This window comes from Methylosinus sp. H3A, from assembly GCF_015709455.1.
Classification (GTDB): Bacteria; Pseudomonadota; Alphaproteobacteria; order Rhizobiales; family Beijerinckiaceae; genus Methylosinus.
Genome location: NZ_JADNQW010000006.1, coordinates 22,202 through 46,029, shown reverse-complemented (window position 1 = coordinate 46,029; position 23,828 = coordinate 22,202). Strand labels below are relative to the sequence as shown.

The 23,828-nt window shown below is 60.2% G+C and carries 27 protein-coding genes and 1 pseudogene; 16 read left to right on the top strand and 12 right to left on the bottom strand.

Translation table 11 applies throughout. The annotated features are described in order from the left end of the window. Positions 1 to 186: 186 nt before the first annotated feature. Positions 187 to 1,236, bottom strand: a complete 1,050-nt coding sequence (locus IY145_RS23565) for an acyltransferase (RefSeq protein ID WP_196410741.1) — start codon at positions 1,234 to 1,236, stop codon at positions 187 to 189. Positions 1,237 to 1,991: 755 nt separating this feature from the next. On the opposite strand from IY145_RS23565, the gene IY145_RS23560 reads away from it, so the two are divergent. Further along, positions 1,992 to 2,570, top strand: a complete 579-nt coding sequence (locus tag IY145_RS23560; RefSeq protein WP_196410740.1) for a hypothetical protein — start codon at positions 1,992 to 1,994, stop codon at positions 2,568 to 2,570. A gap of 9 nt (positions 2,571 to 2,579) precedes the next feature. Continuing rightward, positions 2,580 to 2,966 carry a hypothetical protein gene (locus IY145_RS23555; RefSeq protein WP_196410739.1) on the top strand — a complete coding sequence of 129 codons (387 nt, stop codon included), beginning with the start codon at positions 2,580 to 2,582 and terminating at the stop codon, positions 2,964 to 2,966. A 50-nt stretch (positions 2,967 to 3,016) separates the two neighbouring features. Here the strand turns inward: IY145_RS23555 and IY145_RS23550 are convergent, their stop codons facing one another. The 4 genes from IY145_RS23550 to IY145_RS23535 all read right to left on the bottom strand — a co-directional run bounded on the left by IY145_RS23550 (position 3,017) and on the right by IY145_RS23535 (position 5,355). Beyond that, positions 3,017 to 3,253 carry a hypothetical protein gene (locus IY145_RS23550; RefSeq protein ID WP_196410738.1) on the bottom strand — a complete coding sequence of 79 codons (237 nt, stop codon included), beginning with the start codon at positions 3,251 to 3,253 and terminating at the stop codon, positions 3,017 to 3,019. 3 nt (positions 3,254 to 3,256) lie between these two features. Further along, the gene (locus tag IY145_RS23545; RefSeq protein ID WP_196410737.1) at positions 3,257 to 3,532 is read right to left on the bottom strand and encodes a hypothetical protein; all 276 of its coding nucleotides are present in this window, start codon (positions 3,530 to 3,532) and stop codon (positions 3,257 to 3,259) included. A 544-nt stretch (positions 3,533 to 4,076) separates the two neighbouring features. Then, positions 4,077 to 4,622, bottom strand: coding sequence for a hypothetical protein (locus IY145_RS23540; RefSeq protein ID WP_196410736.1), 546 nt, complete (start codon positions 4,620 to 4,622; stop codon positions 4,077 to 4,079). Between the two features lie 145 nt (positions 4,623 to 4,767). Next, a complete protein-coding gene (locus IY145_RS23535) occupies positions 4,768 to 5,355 on the bottom strand; it encodes a phospholipase D-like domain-containing protein (protein ID WP_196410735.1) in 588 nt (195 codons plus the stop codon). Positions 5,356 to 5,777: 422 nt separating this feature from the next. Between IY145_RS23535 and IY145_RS23530 the strand changes: the two genes are divergently transcribed. The 11 genes and pseudogenes from IY145_RS23530 to IY145_RS23480 all read left to right on the top strand — a co-directional run bounded on the left by IY145_RS23530 (position 5,778) and on the right by IY145_RS23480 (position 14,024). Next, a complete protein-coding gene (locus tag IY145_RS23530; protein WP_196410734.1) occupies positions 5,778 to 6,068 on the top strand; it encodes a hypothetical protein in 291 nt (96 codons plus the stop codon). A gap of 66 nt (positions 6,069 to 6,134) precedes the next feature. Then, the gene (locus tag IY145_RS23525; protein WP_196410733.1) at positions 6,135 to 6,590 is read left to right on the top strand and encodes a hypothetical protein; all 456 of its coding nucleotides are present in this window, start codon (positions 6,135 to 6,137) and stop codon (positions 6,588 to 6,590) included. Between the two features lie 186 nt (positions 6,591 to 6,776). Then, entirely contained in the window at positions 6,777 to 7,019 is a 243-nt protein-coding gene (locus tag IY145_RS23520) for a type II toxin-antitoxin system VapB family antitoxin (RefSeq protein ID WP_196410732.1), read from the top strand. Then, complete coding sequence (locus IY145_RS23515; RefSeq protein WP_196410784.1) at positions 7,019 to 7,453, top strand: type II toxin-antitoxin system VapC family toxin; 435 nt, start codon at positions 7,019 to 7,021, stop codon at positions 7,451 to 7,453. The genes IY145_RS23520 and IY145_RS23515 overlap by 1 nt, the downstream gene beginning before the upstream one ends. Further along, positions 7,450 to 8,316, top strand: a complete 867-nt coding sequence (locus IY145_RS23510; RefSeq protein ID WP_196410731.1) for a toprim domain-containing protein — start codon at positions 7,450 to 7,452, stop codon at positions 8,314 to 8,316. Before IY145_RS23515 ends, IY145_RS23510 begins: the two co-directional genes overlap by 4 nt. Before the next feature lie 88 nt (positions 8,317 to 8,404). After that, positions 8,405 to 9,118, top strand: coding sequence for a hypothetical protein (locus tag IY145_RS23505; protein ID WP_196410730.1), 714 nt, complete (start codon positions 8,405 to 8,407; stop codon positions 9,116 to 9,118). 13 nt (positions 9,119 to 9,131) lie between these two features. Next, the gene (locus IY145_RS23500) at positions 9,132 to 9,908 is read left to right on the top strand and encodes a hypothetical protein (protein WP_196410729.1); all 777 of its coding nucleotides are present in this window, start codon (positions 9,132 to 9,134) and stop codon (positions 9,906 to 9,908) included. Positions 9,909 to 10,047: 139 nt separating this feature from the next. Next, entirely contained in the window at positions 10,048 to 10,992 is a 945-nt protein-coding gene (locus tag IY145_RS23495) for an integration host factor subunit alpha (protein WP_196410728.1), read from the top strand. A 216-nt stretch (positions 10,993 to 11,208) separates the two neighbouring features. Then, positions 11,209 to 12,775, top strand: a pseudogene (gene istA, locus IY145_RS23490) (IS21 family transposase). Continuing rightward, positions 12,708 to 13,436 (top strand): IS21-like element helper ATPase IstB, encoded by a 729-nt coding sequence (gene istB, locus IY145_RS23485; RefSeq protein WP_196410726.1) that lies wholly within the window; start codon positions 12,708 to 12,710, stop codon positions 13,434 to 13,436. The pseudogene istA and the gene istB overlap by 68 nt, the downstream one beginning before the upstream one ends. 294 nt (positions 13,437 to 13,730) lie before the next feature. Continuing rightward, positions 13,731 to 14,024 (top strand): hypothetical protein, encoded by a 294-nt coding sequence (locus IY145_RS23480; RefSeq protein WP_196410725.1) that lies wholly within the window; start codon positions 13,731 to 13,733, stop codon positions 14,022 to 14,024. Positions 14,025 to 14,232: 208 nt separating this feature from the next. Here IY145_RS23480 and IY145_RS23475 read toward each other — a convergent pair whose 3' ends face one another. Both IY145_RS23475 and IY145_RS23470 read right to left on the bottom strand, forming a co-directional pair. Further along, complete coding sequence (locus IY145_RS23475) at positions 14,233 to 15,486, bottom strand: helix-turn-helix domain-containing protein (RefSeq protein ID WP_196410724.1); 1,254 nt, start codon at positions 15,484 to 15,486, stop codon at positions 14,233 to 14,235. After that, positions 15,483 to 16,301 carry a DUF3800 domain-containing protein gene (locus IY145_RS23470; RefSeq protein WP_196410723.1) on the bottom strand — a complete coding sequence of 273 codons (819 nt, stop codon included), beginning with the start codon at positions 16,299 to 16,301 and terminating at the stop codon, positions 15,483 to 15,485. Before IY145_RS23470 ends, IY145_RS23475 begins: the two co-directional genes overlap by 4 nt. Positions 16,302 to 16,385: 84 nt before the next feature. On the opposite strand from IY145_RS23470, the gene IY145_RS23465 reads away from it, so the two are divergent. Continuing rightward, complete coding sequence (locus tag IY145_RS23465; protein WP_196410722.1) at positions 16,386 to 16,988, top strand: hypothetical protein; 603 nt, start codon at positions 16,386 to 16,388, stop codon at positions 16,986 to 16,988. 165 nt (positions 16,989 to 17,153) lie between these two features. Further along, positions 17,154 to 17,963: a hypothetical protein gene (locus IY145_RS23460; RefSeq protein ID WP_196410721.1), complete on the top strand. Its 810-nt coding sequence runs from the start codon at positions 17,154 to 17,156 to the stop codon at positions 17,961 to 17,963. Between the two features lie 234 nt (positions 17,964 to 18,197). Here the strand turns inward: IY145_RS23460 and IY145_RS23455 are convergent, their stop codons facing one another. From IY145_RS23455 to IY145_RS23445, 3 genes are all read right to left on the bottom strand, one after another. After that, the gene (locus IY145_RS23455; RefSeq protein ID WP_196410720.1) at positions 18,198 to 19,115 is read right to left on the bottom strand and encodes a DUF5677 domain-containing protein; all 918 of its coding nucleotides are present in this window, start codon (positions 19,113 to 19,115) and stop codon (positions 18,198 to 18,200) included. A gap of 92 nt (positions 19,116 to 19,207) precedes the next feature. Further along, positions 19,208 to 19,549: a hypothetical protein gene (locus tag IY145_RS23450; protein ID WP_196410719.1), complete on the bottom strand. Its 342-nt coding sequence runs from the start codon at positions 19,547 to 19,549 to the stop codon at positions 19,208 to 19,210. Positions 19,550 to 19,699: 150 nt separating this feature from the next. Then, a complete protein-coding gene (locus IY145_RS23445) occupies positions 19,700 to 20,038 on the bottom strand; it encodes a helix-turn-helix transcriptional regulator (protein ID WP_196410718.1) in 339 nt (112 codons plus the stop codon). 114 nt (positions 20,039 to 20,152) lie between these two features. On the opposite strand from IY145_RS23445, the gene repC reads away from it, so the two are divergent. Then, positions 20,153 to 21,622 (top strand): plasmid replication protein RepC, encoded by a 1,470-nt coding sequence (repC, locus tag IY145_RS23440; RefSeq protein WP_196410717.1) that lies wholly within the window; start codon positions 20,153 to 20,155, stop codon positions 21,620 to 21,622. A gap of 351 nt (positions 21,623 to 21,973) precedes the next feature. Here the strand turns inward: repC and IY145_RS23435 are convergent, their stop codons facing one another. Beyond that, positions 21,974 to 22,207: a hypothetical protein gene (locus IY145_RS23435; protein WP_026597733.1), complete on the bottom strand. Its 234-nt coding sequence runs from the start codon at positions 22,205 to 22,207 to the stop codon at positions 21,974 to 21,976. A 2-nt stretch (positions 22,208 to 22,209) separates the two neighbouring features. Continuing rightward, positions 22,210 to 23,820 (bottom strand): IS66 family transposase, encoded by a 1,611-nt coding sequence (gene tnpC, locus IY145_RS23430; protein ID WP_196410716.1) that lies wholly within the window; start codon positions 23,818 to 23,820, stop codon positions 22,210 to 22,212. Positions 23,821 to 23,828: the final 8 nt, after the last annotated feature.

Below are 23,828 nucleotides of genomic sequence, written 5' to 3'. Positions count from 1 at the left end.
AGAATTCAGCGATCTTTATCGCTTCCGGCTTTCCTTCGAATCCTGTCGGCACGGCGATCTTGCACCCGTGCGACCTTTCCTCCGACGATGGCAGATCGTCTGGCGCCCAGGTGACTTCGCCGGGAGCCTCCTCCCCCAGCTCGGCAAATCCTTCCCCGGCGCCAAAATGCGCTTCCTCCCGCTCCGTCATCGCGTCACCGATCCGGTTGCTGTCCTGCGCCCTGCCAACCGACGACAGATGCGCTCAGATAAGATTCGAGCCGCCGCTTGCGCCGGCCGCGCCGCCAATCGATCCAATGCGATCGCCGCCGCCGTCGTCGCGCCGATCGCCGCGAGCATCATCACCTCGCCTGAAGCCGATCGCTCCAACGCGGCGCGCGTCATCGCGAAAATCGGGAGATGCACGAGATAGATCGAGAACGAGAGCCGCCCAATCGAAGCCAGCGCCGCCCAGCCCCGCCTCTCCTCCCTTACGCTGCCTGCGACCACGAATCCGAAGATCGCTGCAACGAGGACCAGGCCAGCGCCGGAAGCGCCGCCGCCGAACACCCGCGCCAGCGTCGCCGCGATCATCAACCAGAATGTCGCAAGGCCCACTCCGATCGGCGGCGCGCGCTCGCACCACGACCCCGCCGATCGCTGCTCTTGCGCGAGGAGCGCGCCGATCATCAGACCATCGGCCCTGAACGCCCATAGGAAGCCGCCCCACGGCCTTGGTGTTAGTGCGCCGGCCAGCAAAATGGCGGCAGCGACGGCGCGCGTCTGGTTCAGCGACAAGGCCCCAACCAAGGGCGCCACCGCGTAAAACTGCATTTCGATCGCGAGGGACCAGAAATGCGACGTCGCCAGCGCATCGCCGCAGTCCCCTGCCCCTTCGAAGCAGGGCGCCCAATGAAAATTTCCGTAGAATCCTGCCGCCGCCTCCAGATCCGCGATCGAGGCGCCGGACGCCCACAGCGCGATCGCCGCGATCGTCGCCCACGCAGGCAGGGCGATCCGCAGCGCGCGCCGCGCCCAAAAAGCCATGGCGCCCCGCCAAAATTCTGTGCCGGCGGCCTCTCTCAACGCATGGACGTTTTGGACGATCACAAATCCCGAGATCACGAAAAACAGATCGACGCCCACGCCGAACACCGGGAGGTTAAACGCGCTCGCCGTTGCCGCGTCTCGCCCGAAGACAAGCCCGAGATGCGACAGTAACACCGACGTGATCGCCAGCCCGCGCAGCTCGTCCAATGCATCGAGCCTGCCCATCGAATGCCCTATCCGAAATTAGATCGGGCTATATTATGATGAAATCCCGCCGTTAGGCCAGCGCTGGTCGCGCGCCCTCGGGAACTGTCGCTTAACGATTAAGGGAGCAGGAACCGAACGTCGACGGCGGAAGCAGCAGCGCCGGGCCAGCGGCGCAACCGGAGGAGATAGGCTCCCCCGGCTGTGGCGGAAGCCCCGCCTCGACACGGAGGTGATCGCTGTGTGGTTCATACCACTGAGCTTCACCCTTAGAATCGAAAGGACCCGGAACCACTGGCGAGTGCTGATCCGGGTCCAGCTGATCTTCTAAGGCCAGGGGCGTCGGGCGAAAGCCCGGCGTCCCACTCCGTGAAATATAGCGCAGAATGCCACAGCCCGCAATTTCGCCCCAGGGCTTCCTGCCCAGTCTTCACTTGTCACCAGAGGCGCGCCTCTTTTTTCGGCAGTGGCGGTCTTCTCTTGCGCGGGATTCCATAGCCGCACAACCGCCGGCGGCAGCGTCACTCCCAAGATCTCCAGGACGACTGCGTCCGGATATTTCGACTCGATGTTCATCCGCGCGTACCCGGCGCTCGCGGAGGCCACGCCTTTCTCCCAGGCCGAATCTGGCGCTGAGCGCTTTGTTTTCGAGGGGTCTCCGAGCTAAGCCGAACTCTGGTCGCGCCGCCTCTATCAAAGATCGCGATATCATATATTATATTGAAATCCATTTCTCATCTTCTACGGACTGTTCCTCGATGCCCCGCCTTTCCATCGCCCTCCTCGCCGTCCTCCTCCCCTCTTTCACTAGCGCGCAGGGCCTCACCCCGCATCCTGAGACGTGGCGACCAGTCGTCTATCGCGACCTGCAGATCCCCGGCCCGGAGGATCGACCCTTCGTCGATCTGTGGGCCGACATGATTTCGAAAAACAACCGCGCCTACCAATCCGCAGGCGACACACGCTACGCCGTCGGCAATGCGCCGGTTCGCGAGTCCCACGTCGTCATCCGCGGGGGCGATAAAGTGGCTTTGCTCAGCGTGCTGGACACCGCGCTGTCCTGCACTGTCGTCGCCGCCGACGCAATTAGCAACATAACAGTCAAGCTATGCCCCATGCGTCTCGCGTTCTGGAAAGGCAGCTCGTCGATTATCCGACAGGGGAAGGGCTGCTATCTCGAGCCTGGCCCAAAGCCGGCGAATTTCTCGCCGGACCCCTCTTTCGCCGTCTCTTACGCGTCCTATGATGTCGACGCCAAAGCCATTATGCTCGGCGTTATTCTGGCGCATAAGGCGGTCGAAAAATGTTCGCAGACCGTCTCGCTCTATAAGAAATGAGGCGCGACGATGCTCAAAAAAATTTATATCTCACTAGTTAAATGGTCCGCGATGATAATCGCCGGCAATATTATATTTTTGATTTACTCGGGCTTCACAGGCGCTGCCATTTCCGGCCGACTTGGCCTTCTCTGCGCCGTCCTGTTCGTCGTCTCGTTGATCGTGTTCTCTTCTGCTTATCTTTTCGAGCCTCTCTTACATAGTCCCGCTAACCACACAGGTAACGTCTCCCCGCTCTTTCCTGCTGGCATTGACGACGAATTCGAACAACAGCGCCTGACCGCGATCGCCCACCGACAGGCAGCGATTGACGCGGACACTCGCCACGCCGCCGTCGTTGCCGAACAACAGCGCCGGCTCGAGACGGCTTGGTGGGTCAACCGAAATCGGCTTTAGAGATCACGAGCGCGCGCGGCGCGAGCCTGCGCGCCGCGCCGCCCGACACGTCAAACCTCCTCCGCAGCTTCGGCTCGAGCCGCGCGCGCTACGAGCAGCCTCTCGACCTCCTCCCAATAGTTGTAGATGCTCCGGCTCCTCTGACGCCTGCCGGCGGCCTTTCCAAGACGCGCCTGCTTCAGCGCGTCTGCCCCGTGCTCTTCGAGCAACGCATCAGCAGCGCGCTCGACCGTGACATTCCGCCAAACGAACCCGTTCGGAAGCTTGCTTTTCTTTTCGCCATGCATGTGTCAGTGGCTCCACCGCTTCGCCTCTTCGAGCAACAGCACCATTTCTCGGCGAGCCGTCTCGTCGACAGCGCTGCGCGTCACCCGCGCATAGACGCAAGCCCAAAAGATCAATTCGCTCGGCTTTTGCTCGAAGACCGCAGATGCGCACAAATGACCGATCAGCACCGTGAGATAGTCTGGCTCCGACCCGAAATGCGTCTCCAGAAACTCGGCGGTTTCCGCCGCGCTGTGCTTGATCCAGTCCTTCGTTCTCAAAAAATCTCGCGTGTCAATCATGATGACAGCCTCCAATTGTTGAGGCTGTCCGCCTGGCCGGGCGGATGTTGATAACGCCGAGATCCAGCGCGCGCGGCTTTTCAGCGCACGTCTTTCGACGCGAGCTTTGGACATGGCCAAGCGCCACCCGCCCGATAGGGGCACCTTCGATCTCGAGGTTATCAAGCCTCGTCCCCCCGTTCGGGAGATCAGGAATCTTTACACGATCACTTGCTTTCGCAAAGCCGAAAATCGCCCTTTGCATCGTCAGCTCCTCGTTTCTCGTAAGGTGATGGCACGCCATCACCTTCGAGCTCGTGCGGAACAGCGGTGGGGGTGGTGCAAGGCCCGACGCAGCGACGCCCGCCACGCGGGCGTCGGAAACCTCACCATGCGCAACGCGGTTGCACCGAGCCGCTTGCGGCGACGTGCGACCGACTTGCTGCATGGCGAGGTCAAGGCGGGCCTTGCGGCGCCAGGGGAGGCAGAGCCTCCCCGAGAGCCACGCCCATAAAAAAAGCGCCCGTCTTCACGGGCGCCGCATAGCTGAAATCGAAAATGAAATTTACGCCTTTCGAACTGTGCGGCCTTTCCTGCCCGCCGGCGATCTCGTCGCACCGACTGCCTCTCGCCGATTACCAGCGACCGCCCTGCTCTTCGCCGGCGGACTCGCAGCGGGCTTCTGCTCTTCCTCGCTCGGGGCCGCCGCTTCCACAAACGCCTTTTTCCCGCTCGTCGAGTCAGCTTCGTTCACGCTGAACTCGTCCAAAGAAAAGCGCTGTCGAGACTGTCGACGCTCCTGTACCCGATGCTGGATTTTCTCGACGTCTATGTTCTCGCCCGCCAGCCACGCTTTCACGACCTTCTGGTCAATTCCCAGCATCTCCCACGCCGTCAGACCGAGCGCCTGAGCCGTTCGCTCCACCGTCCAGAAGGTCGGATTTCCAACGCCTTTCAGCAAGTTATAATACGACCCGAGCGACATCCCTATCCTCCGCAGAAACGTCGTCAGATCGGGATATTCCTTCGATTTCCTTTCCAGCATCAACGCGAACACCGCTCCTATCACAGTGTCTCGGTCTTCCCCTTCCGATTGCGTCGGCGTGTTCATCTTGGCGCCCCTCTTTGAAGTCTTTTTTTTTCGCTGCGATGCCCCCGCGTCATGCGTTTTGCCCTTCCTTTTCCCCGACAAATCGCGCCGCATCTCCAGTTCCTAGATATAGAGCAGCTATTTTGGTGGCAATTCGTAAAATCAATTAAAAATTAAAATCGACTCGGCAGGTCCACTTTCGATTGTCGCTCCGGCTCCACATGCTTTCGAAATGACGATCGAACGCCGCAACCACCGTCTTGTCCGTTATCAGCAAAAGACTGTTATCTTGTGCTTTCAGCCCCGACACGCTCGCGTTCGCGCTTCCCGTTCGCCATACCGCCCCGTCTGCGCTCCAATCCTTGTCATGCATCAAATCTTGCAATGCGGATTTTAGCAGGACTGTGACATTCGCCGTCTCAGCCAGGCGGCATAGAGGATGATCCGGCCGAAGCTTGAGCAGCCTGAGTTCCCGCGGATCGAGATACAGCCTCACCGTCTTGCCGCGCTCAGCAGCGCGAGCCAGCGCCCCTATGACCCGGTAGTCGCTCAAAACATACAGAGCGGCGTTCACATGGCCCCCGCCTGGCAAAGCGTCGAGACTGCGCACGTCCAACGCTTCGAGATCTTCCTCTGGCGAAAAATGCGCCACTGCGCTCGATTCAGCGAACCCCGCTCGCGTCCCGGACAGAAGACAGATCGCCGCCAATCCTGCCGCCGCCATCCGTCGCAAATCGCTCGTCGAACCCGTCATTCAAAAACCTCGCAGGTCATTTCATGGGCGTCTCGTTCCGACCGCGCTCTACTCGCGGCGCAAGCGCCGCTCCCGAAGCCGCCAAAGGCGTCTTCGCCTGTCGGTGACGATCGCTGACGCTTTCGACCCGCGGGAACTATACTACATTTTAAAATAAAGCCCAGATTTCCGATTCTTCCAAGCCTTTTCCATCCCCCGCGCGCGGCGCGAATTTGAGGGGAGAGAGGGCGTTCCCCCTCCTCCCCTCGCAATCAGAAAATCGGGTCTCCCCGAGCTTCCGCGCGGCGCAAATGCCGCTTGTGCAGCCCGGGCGATCCCCCTCCCGATTTTCTGATTGCCACCCCTCTCTCCCCCGTCTCGCCGACCGGCAAGGGCGATGGCGAGGCCATCGCCCGCCAGGCGATTAAAAGGGGAAAATCACAATGGACGACGCTAAAATCATCGATATCGGACTCAAAGCTCTGCGACTGCATATCGCACGCCTCGAGGACGAGGGAACCCAACACGTCAACCTCGCGGCAGCCATCGAGCTGCAAGATCAATTCGCTATCAGCGGCATGAATGCCGAAGACTTTCAGTTGTTCGCCCTCGCGGACTTGCTCGCGAAAATCGCCACTTGGCCGCAGTCGCGCCTCGCCGGCCTCGCACGCGCGAGCCTCACAGAAGCCGCCGAGCGCTGCCGCAAGCAGGCGCTCGCGCTCATCGACGCATGACGCCAAACGCGGCGGCCTCGCGCCGCCGCTCGCCCCCGCCAATCCCGAATTTTGCGAGACATCGCCATGCTCACCGCCTATCTGATCGATCCGACCGCCGCGACAATCTGCAAGGTGCGGCTCAACCCCTCCAATGTCGGCGCCGCCCTGCGCCACCATATCGGCTGCAAATTGCTCGATCGCGTCTGGATCGACGATCGGCACTTCGTCCACCTCGACGAAGAGGCCTTACTCGCTCCAGTGACAGGCCTGTGGTACGTCCCGCACAGCTCTCCTCAGCCCTACGCCGGCCGCGCCGTGATCCTTGCCGAAGCCCGCAACGGCGCCGTTGAGGAACCGCTCCGCCCCATCGAACATTTCGCGTCGGCGATCCGTGTCGCCCGCCCCGTCGCCGTATCTCAGTTCACCGACATCGAGCCCGCGCCCGCCGACGCTATGGGCGTCAACGTCATCATCGGCGCCCGCCTCGCCGGCTTCAAGCTCGAGCTCGAAGACCTGCCGCTTTCCGTCCTGCAAAGCTGACGATCTGCGGCGTTCTCGAACCTATCAGTATAATGTATAGTGCTGCCCGCAGTTCGGTTCCGGCGCGTCCTCCCCCCGCGTCCTCGGCCGGAGCCTGCGCCCGCGCGCCGTCTCCTGCGGGGCGCGGGCGCATTGCTGGTATATTCATTTTAGGATATAAGGATATTCCGAAAAGGATATACCGCCATGCCGCTCTACATCAAAGACGACGCCGTCGATAAGCTCGCCGCCCAGGTGCAGGAAGCCACCGGCGCGCCGAGCAAGACCGAAGCCGTTCGCCGGGCGCTCGAAAACGAGCTCGCCCGAAGCCGCAAGAGCAAGCCGCTCGGCGAGCGGCTCGCTCGCGCCAAGCTGATCGCCGCCGACATCGGCGAGCCTGACCCCGCCTTCGACATGAAGGCCTTCACCAACGAAATGTGGGGCGTGTGATGTTCCTCGACGCTTCCGCGATCGTCGCCATCCTCAACGAAGAGCCAGAGGCCGAGTCTTTTGAGAATGCGATCGAGCAGCATTCGAGAAAAGTGCTCGTGTCGCCCATCGCCCGCTTCGAGGCCATCGTCTCGCTCGCCGCCTCGCGCGCGAAACGGCGCAAAGTGAAAACCAGCGCCGAAGCCATCGCCCTCGCGATCCAGAGCGTCGACGCGCTGCTCGAAGAAGTCGAGGCCAACGAAGTCGGCATCCTCGCCGGCATCGGCCAAAAGGCCGTCGACGCCGCCGCCAATTACGGCCGCGTCGTCGCGCATCCGGCCGACCTCAATCTCGGCGATTGCTTCGCCTATGCCGTCGCCAAGGCCTACCGGGAGCCGATTCTCTTCAAGGGGAATGATTTCGACAAGACAGACTTGAAGCAGGTGAAGACATGACAGCAAAAGACATTGCGCTGCGCCTTCGTGGCCATTCGACCGGCGCCGGTTATCTATGCCGCTGCCCAGTGCCTCAGCATGGAAAGGGACGCGGCGACCTTCGGCCCTCGCTCGCGCTCTCCGATGGAGATCGAGGCCTCGTCTATCATTGCTTCGCAGGATGCGCCCCCGCAGACGTGCGCGCTCAGATCGATAAGCTCGATCTTTCCGCGCCTCCGCCTCCCGCGGAGAGAGCCGCCCCCGCAACGAGCAAGAACAGGACGACCTCGGAAGGCGCCCGCGCCATCTGGCGCGCCGCAAGGCCCGTCGCCGGCACCATCGCGGAAACCTATCTGCAGGCCAGAGGCTTTCGCGCCGCGCCCCCGCCCACGATCCGCTTTCTGCCCGGCTACCCATATTCCCGGTGCGAACGCTTCCCCTGCCTGGTCGCCGCCGCTCAGGCGCCTTCGCGCGAAATCGTCGCCGTCCAGCTCACCTTTCTCCATCCCGGCGGCCGACGCAAAGCCGACGTGGACGAACCCCGCCGTACCATTGGCCCGCTCGGCGTCGGCGCGCTCCGGCTCGCCCCTCTCGCCAATCATCTCGGCGTCGCCGAAGGCTTCGAAACCGCCTGGGCCGCCATGTTGATGCGCGCGGTTCCCACCTGGGCGACCCTCGGAACGGAACGCCTGCTGAAGATCGCCATTCCTGCGAGCGTCAAGCGCGTCACCGTCTTCGCCGACCCCGACGCCCCCGGCATCGCCTGCGCCAACCGCTTCGCCGCCGCGCATCCGCGCCTCCTCGTCGACATCGCGACGCCCGAGACCGGAGCCGAGGATTTCGCCGCCGAATATGAGGATCGTCAGCTCGCCCACGCCTCCTGATCCTCCACTAAAATTTCTGCGCGTGCGTTGAATCGCCTCCCGTGCTATTTCTCGGCCGTTTTTGCCGCCGAGCGCTCGGAGGACGATCATGTTTCGACGCGACTGCCATCATCCCTTCGATTTCGATTTTGCAGCCTGCCATCGCCCCGTGCGCCGTCAAGGCGACCCTGTGGGCGCGCTCCGCGCGGCCTTGACCGCGCGCCAAGCCGATGGCCGACGCCGCCGAAATTCTGGAAGGAGTTTCGCTATGTGCATCGCCTCGACATGTCTGATCCTCGCCACTTTTGGCTCATCCAACGTCGTCGCCGAAGAGGCACAAAAGCATCGTCTTCTTGCACAGGATTTGAACCTCGTCGCTCGACCCGAGAGCGATATCCAGTTGCAAATCTGGCAGGACAAACTGCCGGACTTAGTCAAGCAGCGTGAAGCACTTCGCCGAATCACGCCGAACTTGAAGCTTCCAATGTCTACGGAGGTTTTTACGACGTCTTTCAAGGACGGCGATCGAACGCTCGTGGTCTCCGCGCTCAATTTTCGATGCGCCACTGCGCAGGCCATTCCCCACGAAATAGACTGTCCTGCACGAGTCGCGGAAGTTCGGGCAGGCTCACTGCGTATCCTCAAACAGCTACCGGAATTTCCGGTTATCGCCGTGCGTGGCACGTACGGTTTCGACGCCAGCTCAAACCAGAATCAAAAATACAAAACAGTCGTCACTTTCGATCGGGAATCGCATCGTCTGATCCCGGATGTCGTGTACGACGGAGAAGTCGGGCAGCGCGACCCAATTAATCTGCAATAGCCGGGACGCGACAATGAAAACATTCTCTCACAGCGCTTCGGCTTTGATGATGGCGTGTCTCCTGTCTTCCGGTTCAGCGTTTGCTTGTGCCACTTACAATGCGGCGCAGATCTCGGAAGCTATACAAAATTCATCGTATGCTGACGACGCATTGAAAAGTAGCTCATGCACATGGGGCGGCGCCGCCGTCGCAGAGTCCGGGGGGAACACCTGCGCCTCGAACGGAAACAATTTCGGAGTCTTGCAGCTTACGAGTGGCAATCTTCCCGCAGGAATGTCGTCGAGCCAGTATCTCAATTTGTCTCTTCAACAACAGGTCGATATCTGGCTTCAGCAAGCCGGGCCTTCATCGCAAGGCAACGCCTTCAACACACTCAACTCCCAAGTCGGGCAGTCCATCAACGGCTATACGGTCACGCAAGGAACCGTCGCAGCTTGCGCGCAATTTGGTTCTCTTATTTGTTCAAAAGACTTGGCTTCCCTTCAGGCGTCTGGGCAGTGCCCGAGCCTAGGAAATGGCGGTGTTCGAGCAACACGCGCAACGCTTGCGAACCGAACTGCAAACCTCGATGGAAACGGGCAGAGCATTTGTTCATGGGGTAACGCCATTCAAAACAAGATCAATGCTTCTGGATGTTCTAATCAGAAATCTGGCCAGAACGATTGCCCCCAATCGCCTACACAAGACACCGGCACACCTACGATCGCGTCCAGCGATCCATTGCCGAGCGCCGCTTCGCAGCCAACAGCCGCGAGCTCGGACATCAACGTCTCACCAACGCAAATCTGAATTGCTACCCCAGTGGCCGCACAGTCTGGCGCGTGCCGATCAAGGAAGGAAAAGCGACTTACGAACCTGGCTACAAGATCCCGGCTGGAAATTCAGATAAGTCCGCCGCGAGCGGCCTCATAGGAGCAGTCTTTTCACGATGAAGAAGTCGAACACTGTTACGCGCGATACGCTGGCCGCCGCCGCATACCACGCGGTCCCTAAAATCACTCGCGACGACGCCAAGAAAATCGTCGATGAAATGTTCGCGGAAATCGTTAGCGCGATCGGCATTAAAGAGCACGTCAAACTCAGCGGCTTCGGCTGTTTCCTCCTGCGTTCGAAATCCGAGCGTCCAGGCAGAAATCCGCGGACCGGCAGGCCGGCGATCATCTCAGCCAGAACCGTCGTTTCGTTTCGCCCGTCGTGGCGATTCTTGGAGACGCTCAACCGCAAAGATGCGCTCGTCTCCGATCGCGCAAAGCGCGCTCGCGACGACGATGATGTCGACCCTCCTCTCGAGCAGTCGCTCGACACCGCAGCCGTCAAGGCGCTCGTCGCGGCCGCGCGCGCGAGATCGCGGCCCGAGTTCTATGCGGCAAAGCAAGCGGCCATGGCTGCTTCGCCGAGCGCCGGCGATATCCCCGCCGTCCGTGAGATGCTCGGAGATCTTCAGTCGACGCCTTGGCCGCCGGCCGGCCCCGATTCAGACCACGACATAGAGGCTAATCCTCCTTGGATCGAATTAATGAACGCCTGCTTGTTCTCGGAAATCCTTCTCGTCGATCTCGGTATTCTCGAGGAGGCGGGAGACGAGCCGTCTCCGCCCGACACAACGTCGGTGGCTGCCGCTCCAACGCGTGACGTTTCCGATGATGGCGACGATGTAGTCGCCCACGACGATGCTGGTCGAGCGATCACAAACGCCGATCTCGTGCTCGAAAGCTATCGACGGCCGCCCGAGGACGCCGTGGCGAATTTGCTGCCGCCACCGGATTTCAAAGGAAACGAAGATGATTGGGAGAGGTGGGGTCTCATCGAACAAATTCGTGCGCGGCGTCGATCCACGAAACGACACAGCGACCTGCTCGATCGCTCCGTTTAAAGGCCTTACACATGCTCTCGACCAAGCAAGCCACGATATTGATCCTCTTCTACTGGGTCTCGGTCGTGGGCGCTTTCATTATCGGTCGCCAATTGCCGGTGTTATTCGGCGTGCAACTTTGACCCCCATACGAGGGGGATCAGCGTCGAAAATTGACCCCCTCAGGTGAAGGCCGGACAGTCCGCCCGCAATGGTTGAAACGGCGGGCGGTGGGGGATGTTGATTGTGGAGACGATCGGACGAATCCGTCGCGAGCATTTCGTCAAGGGCAAGACGATCAAGGAGATCGTTCGCGATCTGGGCATTTCACGGAACACGGTCCGCAAGGCGCTGCGGTCGGAGGCAACCTCCTTCGCCTACGAGCGCGACAATCAGCCGTTTCCCAAGCTCGGACCTTGGTCGGACAAGCTCGATGAGTTTCTGGCGGAGAACGAGAAGAAGGCGCAGCGCGAGCGGCTGACCCTAATCCGCATTTTCGAGGATCTGAGCGGGCTGGGCTACGCGGGCGGCTATGACGCCGTGCGTCGCTACGCGCGCAAATGGCGCAGCGAGCAAGGCTCGCTGACAGCCGCCGCCTATGTGCCACTGAGCTTCGAGCCGGGCGAAGCCTACCAGTTCGACTGGAGCCACGAGATCGTTTTGCTCGACGGCGTGACGACGACCGTGAAAGTCGCGCACATGCGTCTGTGTCACAGCCGCATGCTTTTCGTTCGCGCCTATCCGCGTGAGACGCAGGAGATGGTTTTCGACGCACATGATCGCGCCTTTTCCTTCTTCAGGGGCGCCTGCACGCGCGGCATCTACGACAATATGAAGACGGCGGTGGAGACGATCTTCGTCGGCAAGGAGCGCAAGTTCAATCGTCGCTTCGCGCAAATGTGCAGCCACCATCTCGTCGAGCCGGTCGCCTGCACGCCGGCCTCAGGCTGGGAGAAAGGCCAGGTCGAAAATCAAGTCGGCCTGGCGCGGGAGCGGTTCTTCACGCCGCGCCTGCGGTTCAAGACCTATGAGGATATGAACGCCTGGCTTCTCGATAAATGCGTCACCTACGCCAAGGCGCATCCGCATCCAGAAATCGCGGACAAGACGGTCTGGGAGGCGTTCGAGGAAGAGCGCCCGAAGCTGGTCCCGCTGCGCGGGCGGTTCGACGGATTCCACGAGCTGACGGCGTCGGTGTCGAAGACCTGCCTCGTGCGCTTCGACAATAATAAATACTCGGTCAATGCGAGCGCTGTCGGCGCCCCGGTCGAGATTCACGCCTACGCCGACCGCGTCGTCTTTCGCCAAAACGGGCGGGTGGTCGCCGAACATGCTCGCGCCTTCGGACGCGGCGCGACAATCTTCGATCCTTGGCATTATGTGCCGGTTCTCGCGCGCAAGCCCGGCGCGCTGCGGAACGGCGCGCCCTTCAAGGACTGGGTGTTGCCGGGAGCGATCGAACGCGTGCGGCGCAAGCTCGCCGGCAGCGACGATGGCGACCGCCAGATGGTCAAGATTCTGGCCGCCGTCCTCGATGATGGATTGACCGCCGTGGAGGCCGCCTGCGCCGAGGCGCTCAGTCAAGGCGTCCATTCCGCCGACGTCATTCTCAACATTCTCGCCCGCCGGCGCGAGCCGCCGCCACCGCCGACGATCCCGACGCCCGAGTCGTTGACGCTGCTGCACATGCCGCTCGCCGACTGCGCCCGCTATGATCAATTGAGGAGAACAGCCTGATGGAACGCACCAAGCTCTTCGATCTCATGGGAGAGCTCAAGCTCTTCGGCATGAGGAACGCCTATGACGAGGTGATGTCGAGCGGCATAAAGAGGCAGCATGAGCCGCCGCGCATCGTCGGCGATCTTCTCGAGGCGGAAATCGCCGAAAAGCATGCGCGCTCCATCAAATATCAGATGACGATCGCCAAACTGCCGCTGGCGAAGGACTTCGACGGCTTTCAGTTCGACGGCACGCCGATCAATGAAGGGCTGGTGCGCGATCTCGCCGGCGGCGGCTTCCTCGACCAACAACGTAATTGCGTTCTCGTCGGCGGAACCGGTACGGGGAAGACTCATCTTTCGATAGCGATCGCCAGAAATTGCATTCGCGCAGGAAAACGCGGCCGATTCTTCAATACCGTCGAGCTCGTCACTAGGCTCGAGACTGAAGCGCGGGGAGGCCGTCAGGGACGCTTTGCGGAATATCTCACGAGAATGGACTTCATCATTCTCGACGAGCTCGGCTATCTGCCCTTTGCGCAATCGGGCGGACAATTGCTCTTCCATCTGATCAGCCGGCTCTACGAGCGAACGTCGATCATCGTCACCACCAATCTCGCCTTTGGCGAATGGCCCAGCGTGTTCGGCGATGCGAAAATGACCAGCGCGCTGCTCGATCGCCTCACTCACCATTGCGACATCGTCGAAACCGGCAATGAAAGCTGGCGCTTCAAGAACCGCGCCTGACGCCCCCGATCACATCGCGAACCGAAACGCACTCGCCCCGGCTGCGCAACCCCGCCAGCTCCGCCGGGGCGAGCGCTCGCGTTCCGCCCTATGAAAAATGGGGGTCAATTTTGAACGCCGATCGGGGGTCAATTTTGGATGCCGATTGACATGCCGGACTTCCTTTCCGAGCTTCGAAGCATACAAGCCGACTTCGAGAAGAGGCGCGTCGACGTCGTGGACTTGAAAAAGCAAATTGACGAACTGAATCGCCGGTGCTTCCAGGACAGCTATTAGAGAGACGAGCCAGCCAATATGCCGATCTCACTTTGGCCGACTCGCCGTCGCCGCGTCTCGAAGCAAAATCTCCGACCGGTACGGCATCCGCCGGCCGTCGTTGCGCCACCACAATCGCACTTCCATGGCGTGTTCATCGTCAGGCTTCATCAAGAGCTCGAAGACTGGCGTGCGACCCGCCTCGATGCCATCGACGAATGCTGGTCTCCTCTCGCTTTGGCTATGATTGAAATCGAAATCCACGTGCTCTTGCGAGCCGTTCGTGAGAACGCCGACAAATTGGAGTTGTTCGGGAGAATGCCGAAAGGTTGATTTGTTAGCGCGTATTGATCCGGTTAAGATCGGCACCCACCATTTGTATAGCGGTCGATGCGACGCGCCAACGCCGCTGATTGGCCGGTTCTGACCCGTTGCGGTCATTCAGATCCGAGACAAATTTCGTGCTTGCAAAACCTCTACCTTTGCAAGACCCAGAACGCTCATTATGGAACGCTGATTGTATGCTATGAACGTGTCACATCTATAACTTCAAAGTGTAGTTCCCGGCCTCGTCAAAATAGGGGGACATCGCCAGTCCTGCCGCATTGGCGAGGTGATCGAGGGTTCCCCGAAGCCCTCGTGCGGCTGTCGCGTCGTCGGCCGGAACTTGCTCAAAAATGGATTCGACCAAATGATAGGGCTGGTTCTTTAAAGTGCTTGACGGCATGTCGACAGACAGCGCGCCCTGAGGCAGGAAGTCTTGCAGCAAACGAAGGCCGCCTACACCCGTAAGGCTCGCCAAAATCGCTATAGGAGGCTCTGCGCCGAGCCGATGCAGCGCCTGCATGTAGAGCCGGGCATAGCGAATTATCGTAGCTTCTAGATGCGGCAAGATTAGCCCGTCGGAACCCCGCGCGATTGACGAACCTACCGCCTCGACAGCCCCCGTACGGAACACCTGCGTATAAGCGCGCTGGGGCTTAGGCGGGCCATCCATATTCGATGTGACGGTGAGGCCGTCAAACGTGATTTGATGACGGCGAGCATGCGTGTCGAGTAACGTTGGAAACTGATTTGGGTTACCGGCCGCTTGCTGGATCGGAAAAGTGCTACCGATACTGACGGCACTAAAGGGCACGATATGCAGAGCAAGCACACCACCATCGAGCAAGGTAACGGGTGTATCGCCGCCTTCGATCCGTGCTGACCGCTCGATGCGGAAGTTTCGGATTTTGTCGGCGACTGTGGCGGAGAGGGAAAAGACCGCGCGAAGCTCATCGACATCGATCATATATTTGCCGTTGCTGTCGCGCGCGTAGAAACGAAAGACGTTTTGATAAGTGACCTGGTGGGGCGGATTCCAGCTCTTGGCGATACGCATGACGATAGCTGCGCCCCCGCCTGCCAGCCGCACGGCGGCGGTTGACACTCCCGAGATCGCCGGTCGGATGCCAGACCTCAACAACTGCTCAAGGCGCAATATTTCCTTGTCGGGATCAGGGTTGCTTATGCCTACGATTTGCGAGGGCAATCCGTTCGTCTCGTCCATCCCAAAAACCAAGTAGCCGCCCTGGCTGTTTGCAAACGAACTAGCGTCGTATAGAAATTCTTTTTTGTCGGCGTCAGTCGATCCGACGGAATCTCGTTTGTAGTCGAGCGATTTTCCTTCCGGCTCGACGCCGATCAGGTCAACTAGATCGGTCTCGGTTAATTGAGTGGGCTGTCTATCTGCAAAAAGCATGGCGATTACCATTCCATGAGCACGTTGTAACTGCTCCGGCGGATTGCCGGTCAAACCGCGCCGGATGCGACGCGTCCTTTCGACCAAGCTCTACGTCGCTTCAAATAGTCTTCGTGCTTCGCTGCGCGGTCGCTCTCATATTCATCGATGATTCGGGCGATGTAATCCGGCGTTACCTCGTATACCGACCACCCTGGCTGTCCCGGAACCGGCTCCTCCTCGTTTCTCTCTGAGAAACCGGGAGCCGCCCCCAATTTTATCGCCCGCTTGTCTTTAGTGTGAGCGTGCGCCGTTATGTCGGCCAATTGCAGCAGCGGGCTGCATTCCTTTTTTTCAAGAGCGTAAGAGCGGAGTAGGTCAATTCCGCCCGTATCAAGCCTCCACCTTCTGTCCTCAAATAACCGGGCGGTGTCTTTTGCGTTCTTGTGCCCGTCTTCAACCACAACGGAGAGCTTGCTTTGCGGGCCATAGCCCATCACGGTTCGCATGAGCCCGTCAAGGACGCCCATGAAGCAGATGCCATATTGACTGGTACGATGCATCTTCTGGGGGCGACGGTCCAAAAAATAGGTTTTGTAAGTCTCATACGACAGCGATACCGTGAAGCACTCGGTGAGGTGTGACGCCCCCAGCCGGCCGAATTCCGTGTAGATATCGAAGCACTTTTCTGCTGACCATCCCTCGAACTCGCCCTGCAAGGCTCGAAATTCAGAGGCGTGAAATACCGTGAAGCCGAACTCGCGCTGGATGCGCGTCAGGGCGCGCCGGCATCTTTCCCAGCGACCAGCGGTCGAGAGCATGGCCGACATCACCATGTCCGGCGCGGGGCCGTGCGTATCGCTTTCGTCTATGTAAGCGGTAAAATTCATGTGTGAGCGCGCCAGTCGTCGGCATTCGCGTCTGCCACTCGGATTCTTGCCCCTCGCTTTAGCCAATTTTCCACCAATACGACAGTGCAGGACAACATGCCAAGCCCCTCTGACATGCTCGCTGTGAGCCAAACGGCTCAGCGTTTAGCCTCAGGCTACTATGCATTCCTTGTGGCTCACTTGGTCGCGGTGAACCCGAAATCGATCAATTCACTTCCGCCCCCAAAGGCGCTAGGCGAGGACCCGATTGGCGAAATCAAACGAAAGGACGGAACCACTCACACATTAAACCTGCGCCACTACCTTGATTTGCTCCGCCAAGATCATGGGCTGCAACGAGAGCTGTTACGGGCATGGGCCATGGGCGCGCTGCTGACACTAGGCGACGAACTAGAGAAACATGGCTATTTTGATCGAGTTCCAGAGTTGGAGCTTGTATATCACCTACGAAACGGAGTCGCTCACGGAAACCGCGTCAACATCACAAAAAACGGGCGAGCTCGGTTGGCAAGGTATCCAGCTCATAATCGAAACGCCGCTGTGAAAAGCCCTGCCGGGGTCTTTTATGAAATAACGCCTTTCCTGTCAGGGCAAGTGCTCTTCGACTTCATGGGGCCTGCCGACGTTATCGACTTACTGCAATCGGTCGAAATTCACCTCTCCAATGCAGCCGGTGCACGTCCGTAACGTCCATTCTGTTAAGCCCCGCCACCACTCAAAATCCTCGCTTTTTGAGTGGTGGCGCAAAAGGCGCATAAGCTCCAGTATGGAGTCCTCTCGGGCGAAGGTCTGCTCCTGGCGCCCCTTGGCCGTTCGGGACCGCGAACGAGGAACTCTGGCCCGAATCGGTCATTGACCTTTGATGACCAGAAGGTCTCAAATCGGATGCAAGCGGCCCTTCCCAACGAATCCCGACGTGTCTACTATCGCGGGCGCTGCAATTCGTTCGTCAAGCGTGTTAACGGGGCTCGCCGGATGCGGATTTTTGTTCTTTTACTCACGTTCGTTATTCTGGCCTGCAAGCCTTTACCGACTCGGGCCGAACCGACAGAAGCCGCCGCACCTGTGTCGAGAGCCAAATCCTGCGGCGAATCTATCCCGAACACATCTACCGAAGAATTCAACAAGAAATGTATTGCATTGGCTGGCCCACTGGCGGCTATGCGAGGCGGAATGCTTGTCCTGCGCATGGACAATGGTGACAGAAAAAACTTCAATAACAAGGATGGAACTGGCGCAATGGAAGGAGGCTATGGCTATGGCCTCGCTGATTTTTATCCATCGACGCATATTTTCGTCGTGGCAGACTTCGGGGTAGACGCGGGTCGCATCATTGCTGTCGATGGTCGAACAGGACGCACGTTGGATTTCGGATATGCATCCCCTCATTTTTCGCCGCTCGGAAATTGGGCGCTTACGATCGAATATGATGTAGACGGAGTGACCGAGTCTGATTTCGCGATCCTCGATGTCCGAGGCAAAAAGCCAATTAAAATATGGGCGTCTAAAACTAGTAAGAAACGCTTGCCGGCGAAAGCCAAATTCGCTGCCTGGGTCAATGACAGAACGATAAGCTTTACGAGCTCCGGGCAAAAATCTGTGTTTCTTTTCCAAGCCGACAATGGCGCTTGGGACATAAGCACAACGATGCCTTCGAATTGAGGATGGCATCGATGACGGGCTGCCTGCGCATCCGCTTGCCGATGCCAAATCGGATTCAAGTGAGCAAAGTTCCGAAATCTGCCTTCGATCGATTCCGGTCGTTTCGACGGTCTGCCTACGAACGTCCCCTTTTGGCGCCCCTTGGCCGTTTGGGACCGCGAACGAGGAACTGTGACCCTAAGCAGACCCTCAGCCCTGCATCCATGAAGCGAGCGGCTACGGACCTGCAATCCGCTAGACCTCTGGCCAGGATTTGCCTGCTAAGTAGGATTCATGGGCTTGATCAGCCGCCATAAGCCGATCGCGCAGATCGCGGATATCAGGAACCATATAATCGGCCACCTCCTGCCCACCCATGAATCGCGCGAAGTCCTCAGCGGTTTCGAGGCTGAAGAGGGCGACGCTGTAAAGCAGTTGCGGACGCGGGCGGTTCCATTCAATGTTGGGAGTGAAGCGCCCGTCGCCCTGAGTATAAAGGTGATGAGCATACAGATCACTCCATGCGCCATGCACATTCTGCGAAGCACCCGCGAATATCCCAAGGTAGGCTTTGGCAAGTCCTACGGCCTCGGCCTTCTCGTATAGGTTCTTTCCGCCCCAATCCCGTTCCCTTTTCGCGGGGAGTTCCTCGGGCGCGACGCCCGAACTCTTGAACATCCGATCGATCGAGCGACGCATCCGATCCTCGATCGGACGTATGATGCCGCTACAAGCGTCGACGTTTTCATTGATCGCCTTGAGCAGGCGGCGCTCATGATCGAGCGAGTGCCTCACATAGCGATCAAGCAGAGCCAGATCGTACTCCTGCAGCAGATAGCGGATTGCCACAACGGTCTCGAAGGCGAGGCGCGCAAAAATGAAGCTGGTTTCCCGGCGATGCTGCACGGTCTGATCCAGCATAGCTGAAAGCAGCTTATAAAGGCGCACCATGTTGCCGCCGATAACAGCTTGATCTCGTGTCCAAGTTCCGTCGGGTCCGAGGATGCTAATGGCAATAGTGATGTAACTGCCGGTTTCGATCATGAGATCGAGTCCGAGACTCAAATAGTCTCGCTCGCTCTTGAAACCAGCAAGCCGTTCCGGGCTTACGTCGACCCGATCAATCTCTGGAAAAGGGGAAGCTCTCTTGCCTTCAGGGACTGCGTCTTTCATGCCATGTTCCGCTAAAGGAATCCGTTTCGCAGCCGCTCCGATTGCTCGGAGCGGTGCGTTCGATCAATCCTGAAAAACACGTTTTCGCCGCGTCACGGGTGGCAGTCACCCGAATACCGAACCTCGACGCCGACCACATCGGTCCACGAGGCGCCATCGTCTTTTGTTTGCAGATGAATCACCCCGCCGTACTTCGTTTCTCGATAAAATACCGAGGCCTTCTGGGCGCGGTTTGCGGAGCCGACAAGCTTTTCCGGGACAAACGGGGTGACGACCGGCTGAGACCCGGCCGGGCAAACGGGTTTTGGAAATTCTCGACCGCTGATCGCAGTCCCGCTGAAATCCGGGTCGAGGAAATTTGCTGACGCTTGCCCGCCGGCAACAACGGCGCCGAGCAACAAACCAAAGACGCCGACTGTTCTCTTCTTCGTCATGAAATAATCCTCCGTGGCCTATGCTTCGTCCGCGGCGCCCGCGAGAACCGCGGTTCGCCGGCGCGCAGCGCCGATGTCGGAATCGACCGAGGGAAAGACCGACCTTCCGCGCCTTCCGATACCGAAGGGTCCGTTCACCGATCACAGCTCCTAAATCGAGCCGCTCACCGCTTCGAACCCCACCCGCCTGGCCTGCTGCTTGCGCGGCCGGCCCGAGACGATCGGCCGCGCGATCGTCGCGGGCATGGGATCGGCGTCCACGAGGACTCGCACCGATATTCCCAGCTTTCGAGCCATGCGGTCGAGCGTCGGCAGCGACAGCGTCGCCGTGCCCATGCAAATATTATAATATGTCTTATCGGAGACACCGAGCACTTCGACCGCGAAGCGCCGGCGCGGTATTCCGCACTTTTCCTCGATCTGCAGTAGCTTCGATCGAACGATCTTCAGCAGCTCAGGGCTATCGTTTTCGCAGGTTTTTTCACTCATTGGCGCATCACAGCCCGAATCGACTCCTCCGCGACTCTACCATCGAACTGGGCGGAAGAAGACGACTTACTTTCATTCCATCATAATGTAGGCTGTATGCCTCGATTTGATTCGATGGAGGAGAACAGGCCCCGAAAAAAGAAAAGCCCGGCGCGACGGCCGGACCTCTCCAAGATCGCTAATGGGGGACGCCAATCCCTCAAAAGCCGGGAATATGAATGCACCGGCCACATTAGCGATCTTCCGAAAAATTGCAAGAGGTTGCGCGTCCCGCGCCACAGGATTTCTTTGCCTGTTTTCCGCTTAAATAGCGGAGAGCAAACGATGAATCACGCCCAGACGACAGGCTCGACGGGCCGTCGGCCCGACTTTGCCGCGAGTTATCACGCGAAAAAATTGTTCGACGCGCCCTTGTTCGCGGTCACAAACAAGGAATTGCTCAAAGCCGCTCGGAACGCCGTGAAAGCGCTGCGCCTCGATCGCAGCGAGCGCCAAACCCTCGAGCAGCTCGCGCTGTGCTTCGGCGGCCAACAACTCGCCCACGGCCTCTTATGCTGGCCCTCGAACGCTTCGATCTGCGACGCAACCGGAATGAGCGACAGCACCGTCCGCCGCGCGCTCTCCAAGCTCTGCCGCCGCGGGCTCATCACGCCGCGCGAGTCCGCAAACGGTAAACGGTTCCCGATCAAGAACGCGAGCGGGGAAATCGTCGACGCCAGAGGCTTCGACCTCACCCCCCTCTTTGCGCGCGCAGGCGAGTTTGCCGACCATGTGCGCATTGTCGAAATCGATCGACGCTTGAAGCGTCAACTCCGCGACGATCTCACGGCGATCCGCAACAAAGTGTATGATCTGTGCGCGGACGACCCTCATGGTCTCGCCGGCGTCGCGAAGCGCGCCGAAGAGGTTCCCAGACCTTCTCGCGACAGTTCGGCCGACGAGCTCGCCGGAATCATCGGGTCATTCGCAGAGCTCGCCGAAGAAGCTCGGACACTCCGTTACACCGAAACCCTATCGGAGAATATAAGCGGGTATGCCCATCAAAATGACGGGCATACAAAACAAGAAGCTAAACGCTCTATCGAAGATTGCAACCAACGGAGCGACGCTAACGCGTCGCAACATCCTCACGAGAAGCGCGCCTCCGGCGCAACTTTTGACGCTAGCCGAGAAGAAGTGTCTGGGACCGTTCGGAAAACCGAACAGCATTCCGTGACCTTCGAGCTCGCAATTCCAAAGGATCTGTCCTTGTGGCGTGAGGCGTGCCCCGAGATCGAGTCCTTCGCTCCCGTTCGGTCGATCGAGGAAGCCTCCGCGACAGGCGCGACGCTCATCAAAGCCTGCGGACTTGCGCGCCACGCTTATGAGGACGCCATCCATCGTCTCGGCGCCCTCAACGCCGGGCTCCTCGCGCTCTTCGTCTACCAGCGACACGCAGACGGCGAACGCCCGGGCGGCACGCCAGTTCGATCGCCGGGCGGCCTGTTCGTCACCTTCCTCCGCGGGATCGCCGACGGCCGCGAGGATCTCACCAAGCATTTGCACGCGATGCAGCGGCGCCGGCGAGCGAAGCGATACCACTAGGTCGAGGGCCGCCCGCCGATCGTGGCCGCTTCGGTTTCGCGTTCTTTCGAGCCAGCGCTTTCTTCGCAGTTTCCGCGGGGACGTCGGGCCGCGCATTGTTGTGCGTGCGTTCTGGTCGCGCCTGACGGCGGCCTATCGTCGCGAACGTCTTCCATCGCCAGACGGGTTGTTGCGCGAGATCGCTGTCTCGACACTCGCCCGCGTTCGGTCCTCGTCGCCATCGCCTTCAGGCGGAGCACGGCAGGCGGCGGGAATCGGCGCATGGTGAATCCAGTCGACGCTCGATCGCCGGTAGAGCCGTTGTGTGAAGAGTAAGCATCCGGCGTGGGCCGCAGGCGATGGGCTGAAGCGTCAGGCGCCAGCGCGCGACTTCAGGTCTTTGTGGATTTCGATGAGCTCGACGAGAGTTTCGATGCCGAAGTCGGTGAATGCGAGAACGCCGTCGTCTCCGATGCCGTAGACCCAGATGACGCCGTCCTCGGTGTCCATTTCGAGAGCGACGTCGTGGATGAAGTCGACGCTCTCGCCGAGGCGCTCTGCGACGCGTTCGACGGTCGTGACATGATCGACCTTGTTGACGTGCATGCTCAGGCCGCCAGCGCCGATGCGCGCGGAGCCGACGCTCGCCAGTTCCACGGCAGCAGTTCATCGAGCCGATGCGCTGGATGTCCGGCGATGCGCGAGAGAACGTCGGCGAGCCAGGCCTGCGGATCGACGCCGTTCATCTTCGCGCTCACGATCAGGCTGTACATCGCTGCGGCACGCTGGCCGCCGCGGTCGGAGCCGCAGAACAACCAGCTTTTTCTGCCAAGGGCGATGCCGCGCAGTCCGCGCTCGGCGGCATTGTTGGACAGGCACACGCGCCCATCCTCGAGGAACAGCGTGAAGGCCGGCCACCTCTTCAGCATGTAATGGATCGCCTTGGCGAGATCGTGCCCACGCGAGAGTTTGGCGAGCTGTTCGCGCAGATAGTTTTCCAGCGCGTCGACGAGCGGGCGGCTCGACGCCTGTCTGACGGCGAGACGTTCCCCGGCGCTCTTGCCGTTGATCGACCGCTCGATCGCAAACAGCTCGTCGATCCGGCGCACGATCTCGACGGCAATCGGAGAGAGCGGGATTTCCTTTTTCCCCGCCGCTTTGCGCCGCGCATTCTCGTCGATGTCCGCCATTGCGAAGAACGGGCGCCGCGCATGGACCCAGCACGCGGCCTCGCAGATCGCGCCGGGCTCGCGCCCCGGCAGATACAGCTTGCCGTAGCCGTCATAGGCGTCCGCTTGCAGGATGCCGGACCAGTTCGCCAGATGGCCCTGCGGATGTTCGCCGCGCCGATCGCGCGAGTAATAGAACATCGCCGCTGGCGGCCCGGCGCCGCCGAAGGGCGCGTCGTCGCGCACATAGACCCAGCAGCGGCCTGTGTCGGTCTTGCCCTTGGCCAGCACGGGAACCGTGGTGTCGTCCCCGTGCAGCCGCTCGGCTGCGAGGACATGCGCCTCGACGAGACGCCGCAGCGGATCGAGTGCGGCGCAGATGGAGCCGACGGCGTCGGCCATGGTCGACAAGGCGATCGGCGCGCCTTCGAGAGCATAGCGCTCGGACTGGCGGTTGAGCGGCTGATGCTGGCCGAACTTCTCGAAAGCGATCATCGCCAGCAGGCTCGGCCCCGCCCAGCCGCGCGCGACGACATGGAACGGCGCCGGCGCCTGGGTGATCTTCTCGCAGTCCCGGCAGGTGAACTTCTCCCGCACGGTCTCGATGACCTTCCACTGGCGCGGCGTCGTCTCCAGCGTCCGCGTCACATCCTCGCCGAGCTTGCGCAGGCGCGAACCGCCGCAGCAGCCGCAGGCCTTCGGCGCCTCGATCACCACGCGCTCGCGCGGCAGGTGGTCAGGAAAGGTGTTGCGCTCCGGCCGCTTGCGCTCGAAGCCGGCGACCGTGGTCGTCCTGGCGACGGCGCGCTCCGCGGCGAGTTCGTCTTCCGTCGCGTTCGCTTCCAGCTCTTCGAGCTCCAGCGACAACTGATCGAGCAGCCGCGCCGAGCGCTCCGACTTCTGCCCATAGATCTGCCGCTGCAATTTGGCGATCTGGAGCTTCTGCGCGGCGATCAGCGCCATGTCTTCCGACGCCTTGGCGAGCGCGACGGCGAGTTGCGCTTTCAGCACGGCGTTTTCGTCGAGAAGGGCTCGGGCGGCGGCGTCCATGAGGCGAA

Coding starts and splice junctions, on each gene's coding strand:
- IY145_RS23545 (WP_196410737.1), bottom strand. CDS start 3,532: ATGATTGACACGCGAGATTTTTTGAGAACGAAGGACTGGATCAAGCAC.
- IY145_RS23450 (WP_196410719.1), bottom strand. CDS start 19,549: ATGACGAAGAAGAGAACAGTCGGCGTCTTTGGTTTGTTGCTCGGCGCC.
- IY145_RS23445 (WP_196410718.1), bottom strand. CDS start 20,038: ATGAGTGAAAAAACCTGCGAAAACGATAGCCCTGAGCTGCTGAAGATC.
- IY145_RS23525 (WP_196410733.1), top strand. CDS start 6,135: ATGCTCACCGCCTATCTGATCGATCCGACCGCCGCGACAATCTGCAAG.
- IY145_RS23510 (WP_196410731.1), top strand. CDS start 7,450: ATGACAGCAAAAGACATTGCGCTGCGCCTTCGTGGCCATTCGACCGGC.
- IY145_RS23560 (WP_196410740.1), top strand. CDS start 1,992: ATGCCCCGCCTTTCCATCGCCCTCCTCGCCGTCCTCCTCCCCTCTTTC.
- IY145_RS23500 (WP_196410729.1), top strand. CDS start 9,132: ATGAAAACATTCTCTCACAGCGCTTCGGCTTTGATGATGGCGTGTCTC.
- IY145_RS23470 (WP_196410723.1), bottom strand. CDS start 16,301: ATGAATTTTACCGCTTACATAGACGAAAGCGATACGCACGGCCCCGCG.
- IY145_RS23515 (WP_196410784.1), top strand. CDS start 7,019: ATGTTCCTCGACGCTTCCGCGATCGTCGCCATCCTCAACGAAGAGCCA.
- IY145_RS23535 (WP_196410735.1), bottom strand. CDS start 5,355: ATGACGGGTTCGACGAGCGATTTGCGACGGATGGCGGCGGCAGGATTG.
- IY145_RS23550 (WP_196410738.1), bottom strand. CDS start 3,253: ATGCATGGCGAAAAGAAAAGCAAGCTTCCGAACGGGTTCGTTTGGCGG.
- IY145_RS23495 (WP_196410728.1), top strand. CDS start 10,048: ATGAAGAAGTCGAACACTGTTACGCGCGATACGCTGGCCGCCGCCGCA.
- IY145_RS23540 (WP_196410736.1), bottom strand. CDS start 4,622: ATGAACACGCCGACGCAATCGGAAGGGGAAGACCGAGACACTGTGATA.
- IY145_RS23555 (WP_196410739.1), top strand. CDS start 2,580: ATGCTCAAAAAAATTTATATCTCACTAGTTAAATGGTCCGCGATGATA.
- IY145_RS23505 (WP_196410730.1), top strand. CDS start 8,405: ATGTTTCGACGCGACTGCCATCATCCCTTCGATTTCGATTTTGCAGCC.
- IY145_RS23530 (WP_196410734.1), top strand. CDS start 5,778: ATGGACGACGCTAAAATCATCGATATCGGACTCAAAGCTCTGCGACTG.
- tnpC (WP_196410716.1), bottom strand. CDS start 23,820: ATGGACGCCGCCGCCCGAGCCCTTCTCGACGAAAACGCCGTGCTGAAA.
- IY145_RS23435 (WP_026597733.1), bottom strand. CDS start 22,207: ATGCACGTCAACAAGGTCGATCATGTCACGACCGTCGAACGCGTCGCA.
- IY145_RS23520 (WP_196410732.1), top strand. CDS start 6,777: ATGCCGCTCTACATCAAAGACGACGCCGTCGATAAGCTCGCCGCCCAG.
- IY145_RS23455 (WP_196410720.1), bottom strand. CDS start 19,115: ATGAAAGACGCAGTCCCTGAAGGCAAGAGAGCTTCCCCTTTTCCAGAG.
- repC (WP_196410717.1), top strand. CDS start 20,153: ATGGAGGAGAACAGGCCCCGAAAAAAGAAAAGCCCGGCGCGACGGCCG.
- istB (WP_196410726.1), top strand. CDS start 12,708: ATGGAACGCACCAAGCTCTTCGATCTCATGGGAGAGCTCAAGCTCTTC.
- IY145_RS23480 (WP_196410725.1), top strand. CDS start 13,731: ATGCCGATCTCACTTTGGCCGACTCGCCGTCGCCGCGTCTCGAAGCAA.